We start from the raw sequence: 16,832 nt of genomic DNA, 5'->3' as shown, positions 1-16,832 counted from the left end.
CCCTGCCATACAAGCACGGCCCCACGCAGACATCCACGCCCCGGACCGCGGCCGACGGTCCGAATCACCCCCCAACCCAAGGAGCGATGATGGGTCGAACAGGCTGTTTACCGCCCCGACCACCCGCCTGGCGACGCGTACTGATCACGATGGCGAGTGCCGTCCTGGTGCTCGGGCTGGCGGCCCCGACCGCCGTGTCAGCCCAGGCCCAGGACCCCGCCCCGGCCGCCAAGAAGCCCGCCGTCAACGTGCTGGTCTTCAGCGGTCAGGCCGCGCAGCAGGACGACCCGGTACGGGCGGCCGCGACGGCGATCAGGGAACTGAGCAAGAAGAACGGGTTCTCCGTCGAGGAGGCCCAGGATCCGGCGGTCTTCACCGCCGACAACCTGGCCCGGTTCCGCGGCGTGGTGTTCCTGTCCGCCAAGGGCGTGAATCTGGACGCGTCGGAGCTCGCCGCCTTCCAGGCGTTCATCAGGGGCGGCGGCGGGTTCGTCGGCATCCGTGACGCCGCCCGCGCGCAGGTGGACTCGGCCTGGTTCACCGAGCTGATCGGCACCCGTCCCGTCGGCGCCCTCCCCATCGCGGAGAAGGTGACGGAGAGCGCGGCGAGCGGGGACAACCCGCCGAACGAGACCAAGGACAAGGCCTTCGACGGGGACAACGACACCAAGTGGCTGGCGCGTACGCCGACCGCGTGGGTGCAGGGCAAGCTGGACAAGGCCGTCGCGGTGGCGCACTACGCGCTGACGTCGGCCAACGACTTCGCCGGCCGGGACCCGAAGGACTGGACCCTCCAGGGCTCGCAGAACGGGACGACCTGGACGGATCTCGACAAGCGCAGCGGGGAGACCTTCCCCCAGCGGTTCCAGAGCAAGGAATACAAGTTCGAAAACACCACGGCGTACCCGTACTACCGGCTCAACATCACCGCGAACAGCGGTGAGCCGCTGATCCAGCTCGCCGAGCTGCGGCTGTTCGGGCCCGACTCCGCGCCTCCCCCCGCGCCGAAGGAGCAGAAGGCCGTCGTGGACATCCTCGACCGCGGGCATCCGGCGAACGAGGGACTTCCGCTCACCCTGCAGCGGACCGACAAGTGGCTGAGCTGGAACCCCAATCCGGTGGGCAAGGTCCACACGATCGCGCAGGTCGAGGAGTGGACCTACAACCCGAGCATGAACGGCAACGGCCCGTTCCATCCGGTCTCCTGGTGCCGTGACTACGACGGCGGCCGGTCCTTCTACACCGGCATGGGCGGCACCAAGGCGAGTTACACCAGCGACGACCAGTTCCGCACCCACCTCGCCGGCGCCATCCGGTGGGCGACCGGCATCGTCCGGGGCGACTGCCAGGCGACCATCGCGGCCAACTACACCGTGGAACGGCTGACCGCGCCGAACACGCAGGGCCAGCTCGACCAGATCGGCGAGCCGCACGGCCTGACCATCGCGCCGAACGGCAAGGTGTTCTACATCGGCAAGGCGGCCTGCACCACCGGCCCGATCCTCGACTGGAACGACCCGAAGGTGGGCCTCGGCTGCGGCACCATCCACCAGTGGGACCCGAGGACCAAGCAGGTCAAGCTGCTGACCACGCTGCCCGTCATGGGCAACCGCGGCGGCGGTGGCGACGAGCTGATCAAGAACGAGGAGGGCCTGGTCGGCATCACCCTCGACCCGGACTTCGCGGAGAACGGCTGGATCTACGCGTACTGGATGCCGCACGCGTCGATCGACCGGAACCGGCGCATCGGCAAGCGGACGGTCTCCCGGTTCGACTACGACTCGCGGACCCAGACGATCGACCTGACCAGCCGCAAGGACCTCCTGCAGTGGGACACCCAGATCCACAGCTGCTGCCACGCGGGCGGCGGCATGACCTTCGACGAGGCCGGCAACCTCTACATCGGCTCCGGTGACAGCAACTCCTCCGGCGGATCCGGCGGCTACTCCGGGAACAACTGGACCCAGGACTACAAGGGCACCTCGTTCCAGGACGCCCGCCGTACCGCCGGCAACACCAACGACCTCAACGGCAAGATCCTCCGCATCCACCCGGAGGCCGACGGCACCTACACGATCCCCGAGGGCAACCTGTTCACCGGCAAGGAAGAGGGCGGCGGCAAGACCCGCGCGGAGATCTGGGTGATGGGCGTACGCAACATCGCGCGGCTGCAGTGGGACAAGGAGAACGACTGGCTCACGGCCGGCTGGGTCGGTCCGGACGCCGGCGGCCCGAGCGAGACGTGGGGACCGGCGAAGTACGAGACCCTGACGGTTCTCACCTCCGCCGGCAACCAGGGCTGGCCGTACTGCATGGGCAACAAGCAGCCCTACCGCGACCGCAGCAACAGCGACGCCACCCAGCCCGCCGAGTGGTACGACTGCGACAACCTGAAGAACACCTCGCCGCGCAACACCGGCCTCGTCGACATCCCGCCGGCGCGCGCCAACATGATCTGGTACTCGCCGCAGGGCGGCGGCCCGGTCTACCCGAAGCGGCAGGACGACAGCGGTCTCCCCACGTACAAGCAGGGCGAGGAGACCTTCACCATGCCCTACCTCAAGGGCGGCGGCCAGGCGGTCATGTCGGGCCCGACCTACCACCGCGCCCAGACCAACACCAACAGCGGGCTCGCGTGGCCGGAGTACTGGGACAACAAGTGGTTCATCGGTGACGAGGCCAACGGCAACAACCGCATCGCCGTGACCGTGAACCCGGAGACCGCCCGGAACGCGGGCCGGCCGGCGTTCGCCGAGGACCTGCGGAACATCATCCCGACCGGCGGCGCCGCCAACCAGCTCCAGTCGTGGATGGACGCGAAGTTCGGTCCCGACGGCGCGCTCTACATGCTCGACTACGGCAGCGGCTTCTTCAGCCTGCACGCGAATCAGAAGCTGGTCCGCGTCACGTACAAGGGCGGCCCGGCGACGCCGGACCCGGCCGCCGCCGTGGCGCAACCCGCCCGGCAGAACGCCGAGCCCAGGACGATGACGTTCTCCAGCGCCAAGGCCGGCGGCGTGGCGTGGGAGTGGAACTTCGGCGACGGCAGCGAGCCGTCGACGGAGGCCACCCCGACGCACACCTACGCCGGCTTCGGCGCCTACCAGGCGACGCTGAAGGTCACCTACGCCGACGGCGAGCAGGCCACCGGGAAGATCGCTGTCACGGTCGGCTGCGCCGCGCCCGACGCCCGGCCGACGGTGCAGCTGCTCGACGCCTTCACCGGCGTACGCAACAAGGCGGCCGGCGGCGGCTGCACGATCAACGACCTGATCGACGACGAGCGCGAGTGGAAGAACCACAACCAGTTCGTCAAGCACCTCGGCACCGTCGTGCAGCAGCTCCTCGACGGCGGCGTCATCACCGCCCAGGAGGCGGAGGCGCTGCGCACCGCCGGCGCCGAGTCGGAGGTCGGGAAGGTGACCGGGTACCAGCCCATCTTCGACGGCACGGCGTCGTCGCTGCAGGGCTGGAGCCAGGCCCCGTCCGGGCAGTTCACCCTCCAGCCGGACGGCACGATCCGCAGCTCCGGCGGTCTGGGCATGCTGTGGTACTCCGACAAGGCGTACGCGGACTTCTCGGTCCGGCTGCAGTTCCGGGACAGCTCGCCCGACCAGCATCGCGCCAACACCGGCGTCTTCGTCCGGTTCCCTGACCCGAGGACCCCGCTGGAGCAGCGTCCCGCCGGAAGCTGCGGCACGGTCGGCACGGCGCGCACGTCACCCGCGTGGGTCGCGATCTTCTGTGGCCACGAGATCCAGATCTACGACGGCGACACGGGCGAGCCGCAGAAGACGGGCTCCGTCTACAACTTCTTGCCCAATGGCCTGAACCGGGCCGGGGTGACCCCGAAGGAACAGTGGAACGACTACGAGGTCCGGGTGGTCGGCCAGCACTACACGATCATCCGCAACGGCACCGTGATCAACCAGTTCGACAACACGCCGGGCAAGGCGTCCTCCCGCGCCGGTGACCCGCCCACGGACCTGCGCCAGTTCATCAGCGGGTTCATCGGGCTGCAGAACCACGGCGGCGACGACGTGGTCGACTTCCGCAACGTCCGCGTGCGCGAACTCTAGGCCGGGTGCCGGGCCGGGAGGCGATACCCGTGCCCGGCACCCCACCCCCAGCTCGGAAAGGTGCAGACACATGCATGTCGGATCTCTCCCCTCCCTCGTGATCAGAGCCTTACGGCGGGCGGCCGGAGCGGTGACGGCGCCACGCCTCGCCATGGCGCTGCTCGCCGTGGCGCTCCCCGCGCTCTTCCTGTCGTCGATCCAGGCCACCGCGCAGCCCCGTACCCAACTCACCGCCGCGCAGGCGGCGGACCAGGTGCTCACCTGGACCGCCGACAACAGCATGACCGCGTACAAGTCGGCGCCGGAATCGGCGACGGCGGGTCCCACCACCATCGTCTTCGAGAACAGCGCGGCCACCGGCAACACCAGCGGCATGACGCACACGCTGACGTTCGACACCTCCACCCCCGGCTACAACCACGACGTCAGCCTCAACATCATCGCCAGCCCCTTCGACGCCGACGGCGGCCGGCACATCGCCCAGGTGAACCTCACCCCCGGCAAGTACCGCTACTACTGCGCGATCCCCGGGCACAGCCAGATGGTCGGCGAGCTCATCGTCACCGAAGGCGGGGGCGAGGACACGACCGCACCGCAGGTCTCCGCGCAGGTGGCGGGCGACCAGGACGAGAACGGCGCCTACGTGGGCGCGGCGACCGTCACGATCACGGCGAGCGACACCGAGTCCGGGGTGGACACCGTGGAGTACGCCCTCGACGGCGGGGCGTTCGCGGCCTACGCGGCCCCGGTGTCGGTCAACCAGCCCGGCGCGCACGCGGTGACCTTCCGGGCCACCGACAAGGCGGGCAACACCTCGCCCGTGGACTCGGTGGAGTTCACGGTGGCGGCTCCGCAGGAGGAGGACACCACTCCCCCGCAGGTCACCGGGAAGGTGACCGGTGACCAGGACGAGGACGGCGACTACGAGGGCGCGGCGACCGTCACGATCACGGCGAGCGACACCGGCTCCGGGGTGGACACCGTGGAGTACTCGCTCGACGGCCAGCCGTTCGTGGCGTACACGCAGCCGCTGTCGGTCAACCAACCCGGCGCGCACACGGTGACCTTCCGGGCCACCGACAAGGCGGGCAACACCTCGCCCGTGGGCTCGGTGCAGTTCACGGTGGCGGATTCGGAGGGGAAGGACAAGACCCCGCCGCAGGTCTCGGCGCTGCTGTCGGGCCCGCAGGACTCGGCGGGCAACTACGTCGGCGCGGCGACCGTGATGATCTCGGTGAGCGACACCGAGTCGGGGGTCGAGACGGTGGAGTACTCGCTCGACAGCGGGCCGTACATCGAGTACCCGTCCCCCGTGTCGGTCAACAAGGCGGGCGCGCACACCCTGTCCTACCGGGCCACCGACAAGGCCGGGAACACCTCGCCGGTGGCGACGCTGAGGTTCACCGTGGTGCTTCCGGAGGACGACACCACGCTGCCGCAGGTGGCGGCCGCGATCACCGGCACCCAGGACTGGGCCTGGAACTACGTCGGCTCGGCGACGGTGAAGCTGACGGCGAGCGACGTCGGCTCCGGCCTGGACAAAGTGGAGTACTCGCTCGACGGCCAGCCGTTCGCGGCATACACGAAGCCGCTGTCGATCAACCAGCCCGGCGAGCACACCCTGTCCTACCGGGCCACCGACAAGGCCGGGAACATGTCGGTGGGCACGGCCAAGTTCATGATCGTGGAACCCGGCGGCGAGTGACGCCCTCGTGACGGCCTCCCCGACAGGCGAGTCCGTCAGCCGGTGAGCGGCCTCCGTCCGAGGACGGGGGCCGCTCACACGTGCTGAACAGGCGGCCGCCGATGAGGCGAGCCGGTCGCCAGCATCGGGAGAGGAGTCACGCGCACACGCGTCCTGACCCCCTGATGGCGCAGCGGTTCAGCCGACACCGCCCCCAATCAGCGGGTCCACGTTCCACTGCTCAGGCAGATCACTGCCGCAGAAGACGCAAACGAAGTCGCTCTCGCGCACGATGTTGTGCTCCTGGCACCCAGGACAGCGTCGGAATATCACTTCGTGAGTGAAGCCGGACGGATGCCTGAGCCCTACACGATCGAGAGCCTGGACGACCGATGCCCAGGAGCTAACATCCGGGCAGTACCCGGTTGATTGGTTGGTGACCTCACGCACGACCCATCTGTCTGCCTCGGTGGCGAAGCTGATCTCGCCGGCGCTCAGGACCGATCGTCCGCCTGCACAGGCCACATGCTCGCTCTGTCGCGGCGCCAACCAAAGCACGCCGTCCGCGCCGACCACAAAGGTGAACGGCTCGACCAGTTCCGCCGCCGAACGCTCGGCGACCCAGTTGTCGAAATCGGTCGCCGATCCGATCCGGCAGCCGCCGCTGCCAGGTCGTACCGCGGCCTTCAGTTCAGCCGGTCCCACGTACCGATAGTTCCACCCCGGCATGCTCACCTGAGCCAACCTAGAACACCTCCGATACACGCCCTAAATCGACTGCTGAGCGTTTCTGCTCGCTGACCGCCAATCTCTGAGAACGGGATGTAGAGCGGTAGGCCAAGACGCCGGACTGGTGGCCCACGACCGGCCGACAGCCGGCGAGCGTCAAGGAGAACGGGCGGGGCTCCGTAAGACTGAAGACCCGCCCGTTCGTACGATGTTCACCCTGGTCAGCGACCCGAACCGTCGGTCAAGATCGAGCGCCCCGCCAACCTCGGCATCGCCCACGGCATCAGTGGGCCGCTCACCCAAGCCCTGCGCCGAGACGTCACCATGGACGGACACCGAAGGGCATGAGTAACGTGACGCCCGTGCCTCGAACCTCTCTTCTGGCCGCTGCCCTCACGTTGTCGGTCTGCCTTACGAATGCCTCAGTGGCAAGCGCGACTCCATCGTCACCGACCCACGCGTCGATGGGTGCTACTCACGCATCGATGTCAGCCCAACCGGGCCTTCTACAAGCCTCGATCACGCCCAAGCAGACGGCCATCAACAAGACCAAAACCCTGCTGACGACATTCTTCACCGATCAGCAGCTGTCCAAAATCCTGGACGCAATGGCGGAGAACATCTACGCCAACAAACCTGTCAAAGAATACTTCGACACCCTCATCGCCTCACGCGATCTCACCGCAAGTCAAATAGCGACCCTAGCGAGGGTGGAGAACATCTTGCAGAACCCCGGGTCGGCCTCCGGGACCCCGCTGACAAAAACCCGCGCAGTCCTTCTCCGCAGGTTCGAACCATATCACAATGATATGAGCAAGAAGATTCTCGCAATGAAGAGCAGTCGGAAGACGAAAGCGGAATGCTTCAATCAGGTTTACGTGATGGTGAACGAACGTCTCACCAAAGCTAATATCACACCGGCTCTGACCGATATCAAAAGCAGCCTGACATCGAAAGAGTGGCAGTCTGTGAGAGTCGATGGCGCAGCACTATTTCTTTGGAGCAAGTACGGGTTGTAGGGCCACCTAGCCTGCGCCGTCCGAAGTGGCGCTCATCCAGGCGCACCGGAGGAGTCGTCGAGGCCGCCCGACCGGCGGCCTCGACGCCTTCGACCACGAACTACGCAATGGGAACGAACTCTGGCCCCAGCTCAACAACCGGGCTCAGGTTCACGCAGCGTGCGGGGTGAAAGTCACGCGGGAGTCACCCTCGTCAATGGCGACGTTCAACACACCGTCCAAGGCCTTCGCCAGGCGCCGTAGCAGCGGAAGTGTGGCCACGGCGTCGCCGCCCTCCATCCGGGAGACCTGAGGCTGCGTCATCCCGGCCCGCTCGGCCTGGGACAGGCCAAGCTCGATCCGCCGCCCGAGCGCGAGCCAGTACGGGATGCGCACGGCCTCGCCGCCCAGCCCGAATCGCAGCTCACGCAGCTTGCCGCCCAGGTGGCGCAACGACAGATCAGCACTCGGTTGGCTCTAGCGGATCTGCTGACGCAGGCGACGCTGAACCGGCCTGAGGGCAGCGCGGCTGACGTGGGGCTTCCTGACCGTCGACACCAGGACGGACGCTCCAGGACTGGCCCACGACCTGCGAGCGTCAACGAGAACGGGCGGGACTCCGTTCCCGCCCGTTCCTATGATGTTTGCCCTGGTCAGCGGCCACAACACCGATCAAGATCGAGTGCCCCCGTAGGATTCGAACCTACAAACCCGGCTCCGAAGGATTGCAGAAATATCTAGCCAACTGCGGTTGACCTGCAATACATCCTGGCAGCCCGCAGTGGGAATCTCTCTCGGTCCACGATGGGTCCACGGACAGGGCTGCACCCCACTCCAGAGGAAAGCCATTGCGAGATCCTGGTGGGCAAACGTCGCCAGCAAGCCGTGTGCAGCCATCTATGAGCAACGCTTGAGCATCGTGCAAAGATCAGACCTTCCACCAAAATAGGGACGGTGAACGTTCCTATGGCCGGCCCTAGCTCGCCGGCGACATCACCTCAGGTCCATCCCGTCGATGACCAGGCTGACATGGGACTCCACATCTACCGCGTCACAAAGTACGACCCAGCCGACCGCGATGAACAGGGCCGCTACGTCGGTCCCGAGGACGTGTACAGCGACCACGGCCCGGTGGAAGCGGCCTACCTGGCGTCTGTGGCCGCTTTCGCCGAAGATACGGGCATCACCCACCTCACCATCCGCGAACCTGAGGTGACCGACTTCGTCAACTTCGGTGTAGAGCCTCCGATCGACGGTCACGGCCTGGCCGGGCTGTTCCCGCCCGACCTGACCGGTTACCACGACGGCGCGCAGGTGCCGATGTCCGTCGCCCTGGAGTTGGTCCGGGCGATGCTGCGCGACAACGGTGCCTGGTGTCGCTTGGAGGCCGAGGACCGCTTCTTCGTCCACATCGGTTACGACCAGTACGTCTATGTCGGCAGCGCGCTACCGTGCCCGCACGCGGTGGCGTTCACCCACCAGCGCGGGCTCTTCGCCGAACCGATCAACCAGTCACCGTACGACCCACAACTCAATGAAGACGATTCTGCACGGCGCCGCCCTGCCAACGACGCCTTCTGGGCCGAGCTGAATGCTCTCATCAGCAAGCAAGGCGCGGTGGTGCTCGAGGAGGGCTATCTCTCCAACGCTTCACGCTGGCACCGGATCACCCTCGATGAGGTTGCCCCGACACGGACCCGGCTCACCCCGCGGGCCAGGCTGCTGATTTGGCCCGACCTATCGACAGACGTGGACGCAGCCCTTGCCGGCCTTCCCGACGGCCTCGTTGAGATTGTCTGGCAGAGCCCTCAGGGGCACATCACCAGCCTGAACGTCGACGAAACCGAGCATTCGGCACTGCCCGCCATGCTGGCCGGAGCCCGCGCGGTGCTGATCCTCTCCTGCTACGAGGATGAACGTACCCCGCTGATGGCTGCTGTGATGCCCGATCCCGATGGCGTGCTCCGCGCACGATGGATGCCTTAACACTCATCGCCCATAGAGGTGTTGTCAGCGCTGCAGGTGACCATCACCGTCACGGCGAACAGGGGCTCGACCAGCAGATCCCACAGCGACAGCGCCACCGCCGCCGACCAGAAGACCTTCATCACGCGCATGGGGGGCTTTCCGGACTTCGTGTAGAGGGCCGGAATAGCCCAGGCGGTCGTGGGTCTCTGAGTGCGCTTGGACCGTCTGCGACTCGGATGATCGAGTTAGGAGGCGAGTCAGTTGATCAGTCGTCCTGCGGGGCCTCATCGCTCCGGACGAAAGTGCCCACACCGCGAACTGAATACGCGGTGCCCTCCTGGCGCAACCTGGTCAACACCTTCTGAGCAGTGTTCGGTGCAATGCCGAACTCCTCCACGAGTTGATGCTGTGACGGCAGCTGCGTGTCCGGAGGGTACGTGCCGTCCGCGATTCTGGCCTTGAGCACGTCGGCCACCTGGACCCACTTCGGTGCGTTCGCCCGCCACTCGATCATCACCTAATGACCGTATTCACCTATGCGCACGCGTGGAAGCTCACGCATTACCTTGGAAGACCATGGTTAAGCATGGTTATCTCGGCTATCGTGTCGGCATGGTCTTGAGCACCTCAGGGAGCTGGAGTCCGGCCTGTCGGTGACCAAAGACCTGCGCGACGGCGACGACTCTTCCCAGGCGTCCGCCGTCGTGCTGCCGCGCGGGGACTGCAAGGCAGCGGCGACGCGACCCATCTGCCGCACTCCCGGGTCGCGTCGCCGTACCTATGGAGCGTCTTCGTGGACGAGACGTCTTCGGAATTGACGGCTACGCCTCTTGAACTTGTTTCGCCTGCACCTGGCAGCGCAGCCGCCGCTGCCTAACACAACACCGGGAGATCAATCAGCCATGACTTCCATCTTCGGTGTCTCGCCTCACGACCTGCGCGGCGCGTTCAGACGCTTCTACGTGTGGCGCAACCAGCTCGGCGGCTGGCGGGCAAGGCCCCTGCCCCAACTGGCCGCCGACGAGATCGCCTATGGCGTCAAGCCGCAGCTCGAAGCGGACACGCTGCTGGAGCTCGCCTTCGCGTGCGCGTGGCAGCGATGCCGTCGCAGCGTCTTCCGCTACCTGCAGGAGTACGCCACAGAAGGGCCGAGCAGCCGTGCCGGCTCCTGACGTGCCCGAACCGTGCTGGGAACCTTACCTACGTCCTCGGAGGTACCACATTCGGATCACGGAGACATCGTGCTGCGGAGTGTACGAGTGGGCGAGCCAGGGCGAGCAGCTCCTCTTTCTCCGAGCTGCGCATCCCGAGGGCTACGAGGAGACCGGCAGGGGATGCTACAAGCACGCACGCGAGATTTGAGTGATGCTCATCGCCGACTTCGAGAAGCGACACAAATGCAAAGACCCCGACGATGTCACCACCAAAGCCTGGCGGCGCAGCCGGATCAAGGCCAGCCAGGAGGCAAAGACCCAAACGGTCGCGTACATCTGCCGTAAGCACTACTCCAGGGGCCGCCCAGCTGATCGCCGAGGCCCCCGATAACAGCACCTCACCAATCCGGCAAATCTGCTGACACGCACCGATCACAACCGAATGAGGAACCACGAGTGCCATGGGCTGTCTCGCCGTTACAGGCTTGGACGGAAGGTTGATCGTGGTCGGTTCAACCGGGTGCTCAGGTTGAAATGTATTTCGCGTCGGGCCCATGAAATAATGATCTTTATGTCCTTCCCAGCAAGACTTCGTCCGTCCGAAGATATTCACGGCTTCCTGGTTGAGCAGCTCAATCAGACGCTGCGAAGGCCGGGCATGTACGGCGGTGAGGCGGCCGTACGGCTTGTGATCGACCACCTGGCCTACGTTGAGCGGTCGGAGGCAGCGGTTGCAGGACACTACGAGGCGATGGAGTCCTGTGGCTCGTTCATCGTTACGGGCGCGACTGAGGCGTTCTCCCGGTTGATCCCTGACTCCAATGAGTACGGCATGGCCTCGGTCTATGCGGAGTTCGCCCGCGAACGTGAGTGGTTGTGGATGGAGCGGCTCCTCAGCGCCGACGACTACGCGACGATGGCCGGCATGGTGGAGCCGTGGCTTAAGGAGGACCGAATGCTCTCGGACGTCCTGGGAGTATTCGGCGAGCCCTCCATCTTCTTCGGCGGTTCCAATCCCCGCTACGGCAAGACCCTCGCTTACGCGTCCGTCGCACCGGACGACCCGATGGTCTTTTTTCACCTGTGGAACGGCTCCGATCCGGAGACCGGCGCCCCATGGCCCGCATACGACGAGCCTGTCCTTTTCGCGGTGCGCCGTGGATCGGGTCGCTTCGACCAGAGATTCACCTTCACTCCCAAGGGAGAGCGGCTGCGACTCGCTCTGGCGTAACCACCAGCGCAAACGTAGCGTTCGTCGCTCGCGTCGATGGTGGGGAGCGCTGACTGGTGAGGTCGTTCCAATATCGGCGACGCCGACGTGGCGGGCTTGGGCGCCAGCGGCCAGGCGAATGCCTCCACGAGTTCGACGTACATCGTGGTCTCGTTGGCAATCATGGGGGTGTCCCTAGAAGGGCGCCAAGATCCGTACGCTCTTCGTACGGGATCACGGGCATCTGCTGGCATGGAGTGGCACACGCGGAAACGCAAAGGACCTGCGTTTCCGCAGGTCCCTGCCCATCTTACGATGTAAATCGCGAGTGCCCCCTGTAGGATTCGAACCTACGCACCCGGCTCCGGAGAGGATTGCGCATTCCCTCATGGGGATGCCCTTGAGCAGGCATGATGTGTAGATGTCACTTGATCAAGGTTGATCGTGGCCCACAGGTGGCCCACGATCACGTGGGAGAGCCGTGCCGACCTCGATTTATCGCGCCATAGTCCCAACCGTAGCTCTATGCGATGGACGGCGTGCTGTACCCACATACGGTCCATCTCGGTCGTGAAGCTGCCTGGTGCCTGATGACCGATGAGTATCGATATGAGCTAAGGGGCTGGATCCGCTGGGCGCTTCAGTCCATCATTGATTGGACTCGTGATGCCGTACATCACCTGTATGACCGCCTAAAGCAGGGGCTACATCTATGTCGCAAGCGCTTGAGCCGGACGGTGAAAACTTCCCATCTCCTCTCACGTGGCTGAACCGAGTTGGCACGGCGCCCCAAGTTCCAGGCCACTTCTCCGAGGTCACGGACAACCTCCTTGCTCTGTTGCGGGACATCGATGCCGACCCCCTAGTGGATCGTACGTTCACCTGGCCGAATGCCGAAACTCCGGTCTCGCTGCGCCAGGTGCTCCATTCCATGGGTAGCTGCGGTCTATTCACTCGTGAGGGCCGACCATCGCGCGTACTCCTCACGCCTGAAGCCAGGCACTTCCTCAGGACTCTTGACGGCTCTTACCTCATCGCTGTGTTCCACGCGCATGTTCGCTTCTTCGGCGAGGCATTGAAGTCGGTTGGCGAAGGCATCACTCACGATGAGTTGAATCAGATCGCCGTTGGTAGCTATGGGATGGGTTGGAAGGCGCTCGACCAAGTTCGGCGGCGAGTGTACTGGCTACGCGGCACAGGGATGGTCGAATACTGGACCAACGGAAAGATAGTTTTAACAGAGGACGGCCGGGCACTGCTGTCCCGGTTGAAGCTTGTCCGCCCAAGCAACCTGGAGTCGCTAAGGGAGGCTGCTAATCTTCCTGCAGAGCTTCCGGATCCTCCGAGTCTACTTGCCGGGCGTCTCAGCATGGCCACTCAGGACGAACTGCAAGCGCGCAAACGAGTGTTGGGGTATGTCGCAGGCGGGGCGAACATGACGGCTTTCAGTCGTCTTGTTGATACTGCTGCGACAGGCCTTTCACGCAGTCAGTTCATTCAGTTCTCCGCGGAGAGTTTTGCTGTCAGCAAGTCGTCGGCCGAGCAGTCGCTCAACACCCTTCAAGGGCTGGACCTTTTGGTTCAGGTGGGGCCGGATCGGTTCGCGGCGACCGACCTCGCGGCTGAGTGGCTCAGTTCTGGTGAGGCCGTCGACCTCATACGCCACCTGCATCTCAATCTTGCCCTCCTAGGGGAGACGCTGGACGCTCTGGAATCTGAAGTGGATTCCGCTACTCTGACCAAGATCCTGGCCGAGAAGTACCCCACCGCAAATCTCACACGTAAGGACGTGACCGCGCGCGTCGCTTTGCTCATGGAGACAGGGCTCGCAGAGCGTATCGGCAACGTGACGCGCAGGACCGCCCTCGGTACGGCACTTGCCAACTCGCTGCCCCTCCAGCAGAGCCACGATGTTCACCGAGACAGCGTGCCAAATGGAGCGGGTACCAGCGTGGCCGACAACGGCCAGCGACTTTCCGCGCCTGAGCAACTGGCAGCGGAGGTGGTGGATTCATCCACGGACAGCGCCAACTACCAGCGATTTGAGCGTGCTCTCGCCGAGGCCTTCCGATATCTCGGGGTGGAAGTGGAGGAGCATAGCGGCCCGGCCAAGACAGATGTTGTCGTAACGCTGTGGCTCTCTCCTACAAGTCGCCAGCGCATCGCCGTGGAGGCCAAGACAGACGGTGCCGGTCTGGTAACCGATCAGGATGTCAAATTCATGCGGCTCAGTGAGCATCGCGTTCGTCACCAGGCGGAGCACAGCGTGCTGGTCGGTCCCGGGTTTGACGCCCGGGTCTTCCAGGAGGCCAATAAGGAAGATGTGGCGATACTGACGGCCGAGCGCCTCGCCAAGGCAGTAATCCGTCACTCCGAAACGCCGCTCTATCCGCACGAACTCGTGGCCCTGCTTCTCGCGAACCAAGCCGACGTGCTAGAACGCTCCTGGAGCGAAGCTGAACGGCGGACTGAAGTACTGGTGCAAGTGGTCAACGCCATGTGGAAAAGTGCGAATGATCCTGTTGACATCGAATTTGGCGCCGGCCACTTAGACACGCGAGACATCTGGCGTGAGACTAAGGCGTCACTGGAGACGCCGCTCGACAAGAAGGAAATCGAGGAGGCGTTGGCCTTCCTCAGCAGTCCCTGCATCGCAGGAGTTGCGGGAAGAGGCAGCGATCACGCAATCACGGCTTCACCAGTACTGATCGCGGCGCGGCTACGCTCACTGGCTTCGGCCATCGAGGCGAAGGCTGCGGGAACGGTTTCGCATGCGGTCTCCCGCATGGCTGCGATCGTACAAGCCTCCGGGTTTCTACTCGATAGTGAGACGAAGCCCGACTTGGTGTTGAAAGACATCGACCCCGCACAAGTACGTGTCTGGGCCAACGCTAAAGGCCGACCGGTGAACGCCCGAGGTCGACTCCCTGTATCACTGATCAGGGAGTACAAACGGGCCCACGGCCTATCGACCGACTGAGATGACCGACGCAACACTAGCCACCTGCTCATCAACACGGTGTATGGGTCCTGAGCAGGGTGGGTACCCGATGCCGTCTCTCCACGCTGTGATGGTGGGTCGTCTTAAATCTTCTATCTCTTAACACGACCGCGCAAAGCGAATACCGCAAGGGCAATGAATGCCGGGGCGGAAACTCGTTGAACAATTTGCATCCAGTACCCAACATTGTTGAGAGCGGAAGAGAGCTTGGCGCTGCTGATGGAGAGGGAGTTTTGTACCGAGAATAGGAGGGCGTCGCTGAACTCCACCGGATGTACAAGGCCAAATCTCTGCAAGAGTACTGCAGTTGCAAGCAAGATAGCGGTAAGAAGTGTTAATGAGCGCCATGCGCGCAAGCCGTAACCAGATACGAGCCAATACAGGTTCAGCATTATGCGCTCTGGCCAGGAGCCTATTTTTCCGAGCCGTCGCATCTCCATTTCACCATAGTAGAAATCCGCACTTCCAGGCTCATCTTTGCGATCTTCTTGGGATTTTCTCAATGCTCGGTAGGCGGCTTGGAGGTCAGATGCCGAAGGTACCGACGTGAAGCTCGAATAGAGATGGCCGCCAATGTAGATAAGCTGGCCATCCAGGGAACCGTAGTGATGCAAAGCCCTCCACTACTCAGGTCGAAGCGAGCGATCCTAGTGGGCGAGATAGCGTTTCGCGCGCACACGAGAGGACGACGATCCTGGCAGAAAAAAACAACCTCGCATGTACAGCCAGGTCCAGTCCTGAGAAGATGAAGTTATTGAGGTCTGTGCCGTTTAATGCATGGATTGCTGGCTGATCGCCAAATGATACTGTGGCGATGGACATGGGGGCGCTGGTCAGGCATTGCTCGATACTGATCTCGCTCTTCTCTATCCGGATCTGTCCACCGTTAGTAAATCGGCATCGAGATAGATGAAGCTTTGCGATCTTGCCGTAAGCGATGAAGCTAAGACCGTTGGTGTTCCAAACCGACAAACTCGTGATATTTGCTTCTGATACTTCAAGTGCCTTATCGGATGTAATCGAGCTAAGCCGAACTTCGCCGCTGGACTTCCACCCCTTGAGTTCGATGGCCTCATCGACAACAATATTGGTGAAATGAAATCCATCAAAGAGGATGGGTCGGACAGGTTTTCTGGGGGCAGAACCCTGATCGATGGCATAATTGTGCTGCACGTTCTGGAAGTCGCATCTACCGCTCATGGACACATTGCTAAAAAGAACCCGACCATGGAATGTAGCGTCAGTGAAGTCGGGACTGTTGAGCTCCATATGAGCGAACACGCACTTGCCTTTTCCTTCACTGCCGAACGAGGCTCCACGAAAGTCGGCTACGCCAAAAATCTCTGTTGGTTTTGACTTTCGATACGGACTTCCGAACGTGACAGTTTGTGGGAACTTTGTTTCTACGCAATTGAGGTCGCCATCTACTCTTGCCGAGGTCAGGTCGAAGATCGCGGATGGCTGTGAGCCAATGAGGTGATCTCAGTGAGGGCTGACGATCAACGCCCCAACCTGCCATCCCGCGACGGGCGGCCAAAGCACAGCGCATCAAAGAGCTCCCGCTGGGCACCCTCAAGTGCTGGGGTTGTCGCGCTCACCTCGCCACAGAAGAACTGGCATACCTCGTGGCAGGCTTACGGACGATTCAGTGGAGGTGCCGCCAGCGGTTGAGGACGTCTCACTGTCCGAGACTCCAGGCGTAAGTCCGATCATGGCCCGCAGTTGGCCCACAGCCAGCGAGCTTCAACGAGAACGGGCGGGCCTCCGTGAGACTGGAAGCCCGCCCGTTCGTACGATGTTCGCCCTGGTCAGCGGCCTAAACCGCCGGTCAAGATCGTGTGCCCCCTGTAGGATTCGAACCTACGCACCCGGCTCCGGAGGCCGGTGCTCTATCCCCTGAGCTAAGGGGGCTCAACGTGTGACAAGGCTACCAGCATCTCGGAGCCCCTCGTCACAGATAAAGGTCCATGAACACATCGCGCGAAACCCGCACGTGACCGCCCTGCTAC

General features: G+C 63.7%; 13 protein-coding genes and 1 tRNA gene. 7 read left to right on the top strand and 7 right to left on the bottom strand.

What is annotated here, in order from left to right:
- Positions 1-149 precede the first annotated feature (149 nt).
- Together OHA68_RS21310 and OHA68_RS21305 are read left to right on the top strand one after the other, a co-directional pair.
- A complete protein-coding gene (locus OHA68_RS21310) occupies positions 150-4,079 on the top strand; it encodes a ThuA domain-containing protein (protein WP_327109190.1) in 3,930 nt (1,309 codons plus the stop codon).
- A gap of 70 nt (positions 4,080-4,149) precedes the next feature.
- Positions 4,150-5,784 carry a cupredoxin domain-containing protein gene (locus OHA68_RS21305; RefSeq protein ID WP_327109189.1) on the top strand — a complete coding sequence of 545 codons (1,635 nt, stop codon included), beginning with the start codon at positions 4,150-4,152 and terminating at the stop codon, positions 5,782-5,784.
- Between the two features lie 177 nt (positions 5,785-5,961).
- Here the strand turns inward: OHA68_RS21305 and OHA68_RS21300 are convergent, their stop codons facing one another.
- The gene (locus OHA68_RS21300) at positions 5,962-6,492 is read right to left on the bottom strand and encodes a hypothetical protein (RefSeq protein ID WP_327109538.1); all 531 of its coding nucleotides are present in this window, start codon (positions 6,490-6,492) and stop codon (positions 5,962-5,964) included.
- A gap of 485 nt (positions 6,493-6,977) precedes the next feature.
- Between OHA68_RS21300 and OHA68_RS21295 the strand changes: the two genes are divergently transcribed.
- Positions 6,978-7,511: a hypothetical protein gene (locus OHA68_RS21295; protein ID WP_327109188.1), complete on the top strand. Its 534-nt coding sequence runs from the start codon at positions 6,978-6,980 to the stop codon at positions 7,509-7,511.
- Between the two features lie 150 nt (positions 7,512-7,661).
- Here the strand turns inward: OHA68_RS21295 and OHA68_RS21290 are convergent, their stop codons facing one another.
- The gene (locus OHA68_RS21290; RefSeq protein WP_327109187.1) at positions 7,662-7,943 is read right to left on the bottom strand and encodes a helix-turn-helix domain-containing protein; all 282 of its coding nucleotides are present in this window, start codon (positions 7,941-7,943) and stop codon (positions 7,662-7,664) included.
- A 576-nt stretch (positions 7,944-8,519) separates the two neighbouring features.
- Between OHA68_RS21290 and OHA68_RS21285 the strand changes: the two genes are divergently transcribed.
- The gene (locus tag OHA68_RS21285) at positions 8,520-9,476 is read left to right on the top strand and encodes an RNA-binding protein (RefSeq protein WP_327109186.1); all 957 of its coding nucleotides are present in this window, start codon (positions 8,520-8,522) and stop codon (positions 9,474-9,476) included.
- Here OHA68_RS21285 and OHA68_RS21280 read toward each other — a convergent pair.
- Together OHA68_RS21280 and OHA68_RS21275 are read right to left on the bottom strand one after the other, a co-directional pair.
- Positions 9,473-9,607, bottom strand: coding sequence for a hypothetical protein (locus tag OHA68_RS21280; RefSeq protein ID WP_327109185.1), 135 nt, complete (start codon positions 9,605-9,607; stop codon positions 9,473-9,475). The two genes, OHA68_RS21285 and OHA68_RS21280, sit on opposite strands and share 4 nt — an antisense overlap.
- A gap of 116 nt (positions 9,608-9,723) precedes the next feature.
- A complete protein-coding gene (locus OHA68_RS21275) occupies positions 9,724-9,972 on the bottom strand; it encodes a GntR family transcriptional regulator (protein ID WP_327109537.1) in 249 nt (82 codons plus the stop codon).
- 388 nt (positions 9,973-10,360) lie between these two features.
- Here OHA68_RS21275 and OHA68_RS21270 point away from each other — a divergent pair, with 388 nt between their 5' ends.
- The 3 genes from OHA68_RS21270 to OHA68_RS21260 all read left to right on the top strand — a co-directional run bounded on the left by OHA68_RS21270 (position 10,361) and on the right by OHA68_RS21260 (position 14,802).
- Positions 10,361-10,630, top strand: a complete 270-nt coding sequence (locus tag OHA68_RS21270; RefSeq protein WP_327109184.1) for a hypothetical protein — start codon at positions 10,361-10,363, stop codon at positions 10,628-10,630.
- A 544-nt stretch (positions 10,631-11,174) separates the two neighbouring features.
- On the top strand, positions 11,175-11,843 hold the full coding sequence (locus OHA68_RS21265) for a hypothetical protein (RefSeq protein WP_327109183.1): 669 nt from the start codon (positions 11,175-11,177) through the stop codon (positions 11,841-11,843).
- 691 nt (positions 11,844-12,534) lie between these two features.
- Positions 12,535-14,802: an Lsr2 family DNA-binding protein gene (locus tag OHA68_RS21260; RefSeq protein WP_327109182.1), complete on the top strand. Its 2,268-nt coding sequence runs from the start codon at positions 12,535-12,537 to the stop codon at positions 14,800-14,802.
- Between the two features lie 113 nt (positions 14,803-14,915).
- Here OHA68_RS21260 and OHA68_RS21255 read toward each other — a convergent pair whose 3' ends face one another.
- From OHA68_RS21255 to OHA68_RS21245, 3 genes are all read right to left on the bottom strand, one after another.
- Positions 14,916-15,437 carry a hypothetical protein gene (locus OHA68_RS21255; RefSeq protein WP_327109181.1) on the bottom strand — a complete coding sequence of 174 codons (522 nt, stop codon included), beginning with the start codon at positions 15,435-15,437 and terminating at the stop codon, positions 14,916-14,918.
- A gap of 13 nt (positions 15,438-15,450) precedes the next feature.
- Positions 15,451-16,092, bottom strand: coding sequence for a hypothetical protein (locus OHA68_RS21250; protein WP_327109180.1), 642 nt, complete (start codon positions 16,090-16,092; stop codon positions 15,451-15,453).
- 570 nt (positions 16,093-16,662) lie between these two features.
- Positions 16,663-16,734: transfer RNA gene (locus tag OHA68_RS21245), tRNA-Arg, on the bottom strand.
- Positions 16,735-16,832: the final 98 nt, after the last annotated feature.

The organism is Nonomuraea glycinis, assembly GCF_035920485.1.
GTDB classification, from domain to species: domain Bacteria; phylum Actinomycetota; class Actinomycetes; order Streptosporangiales; family Streptosporangiaceae; genus Nonomuraea; species Nonomuraea glycinis.
Note: the sequence above shows the minus strand (reverse complement) of the source record. Positions and strands in the feature narration are given on the sequence as shown.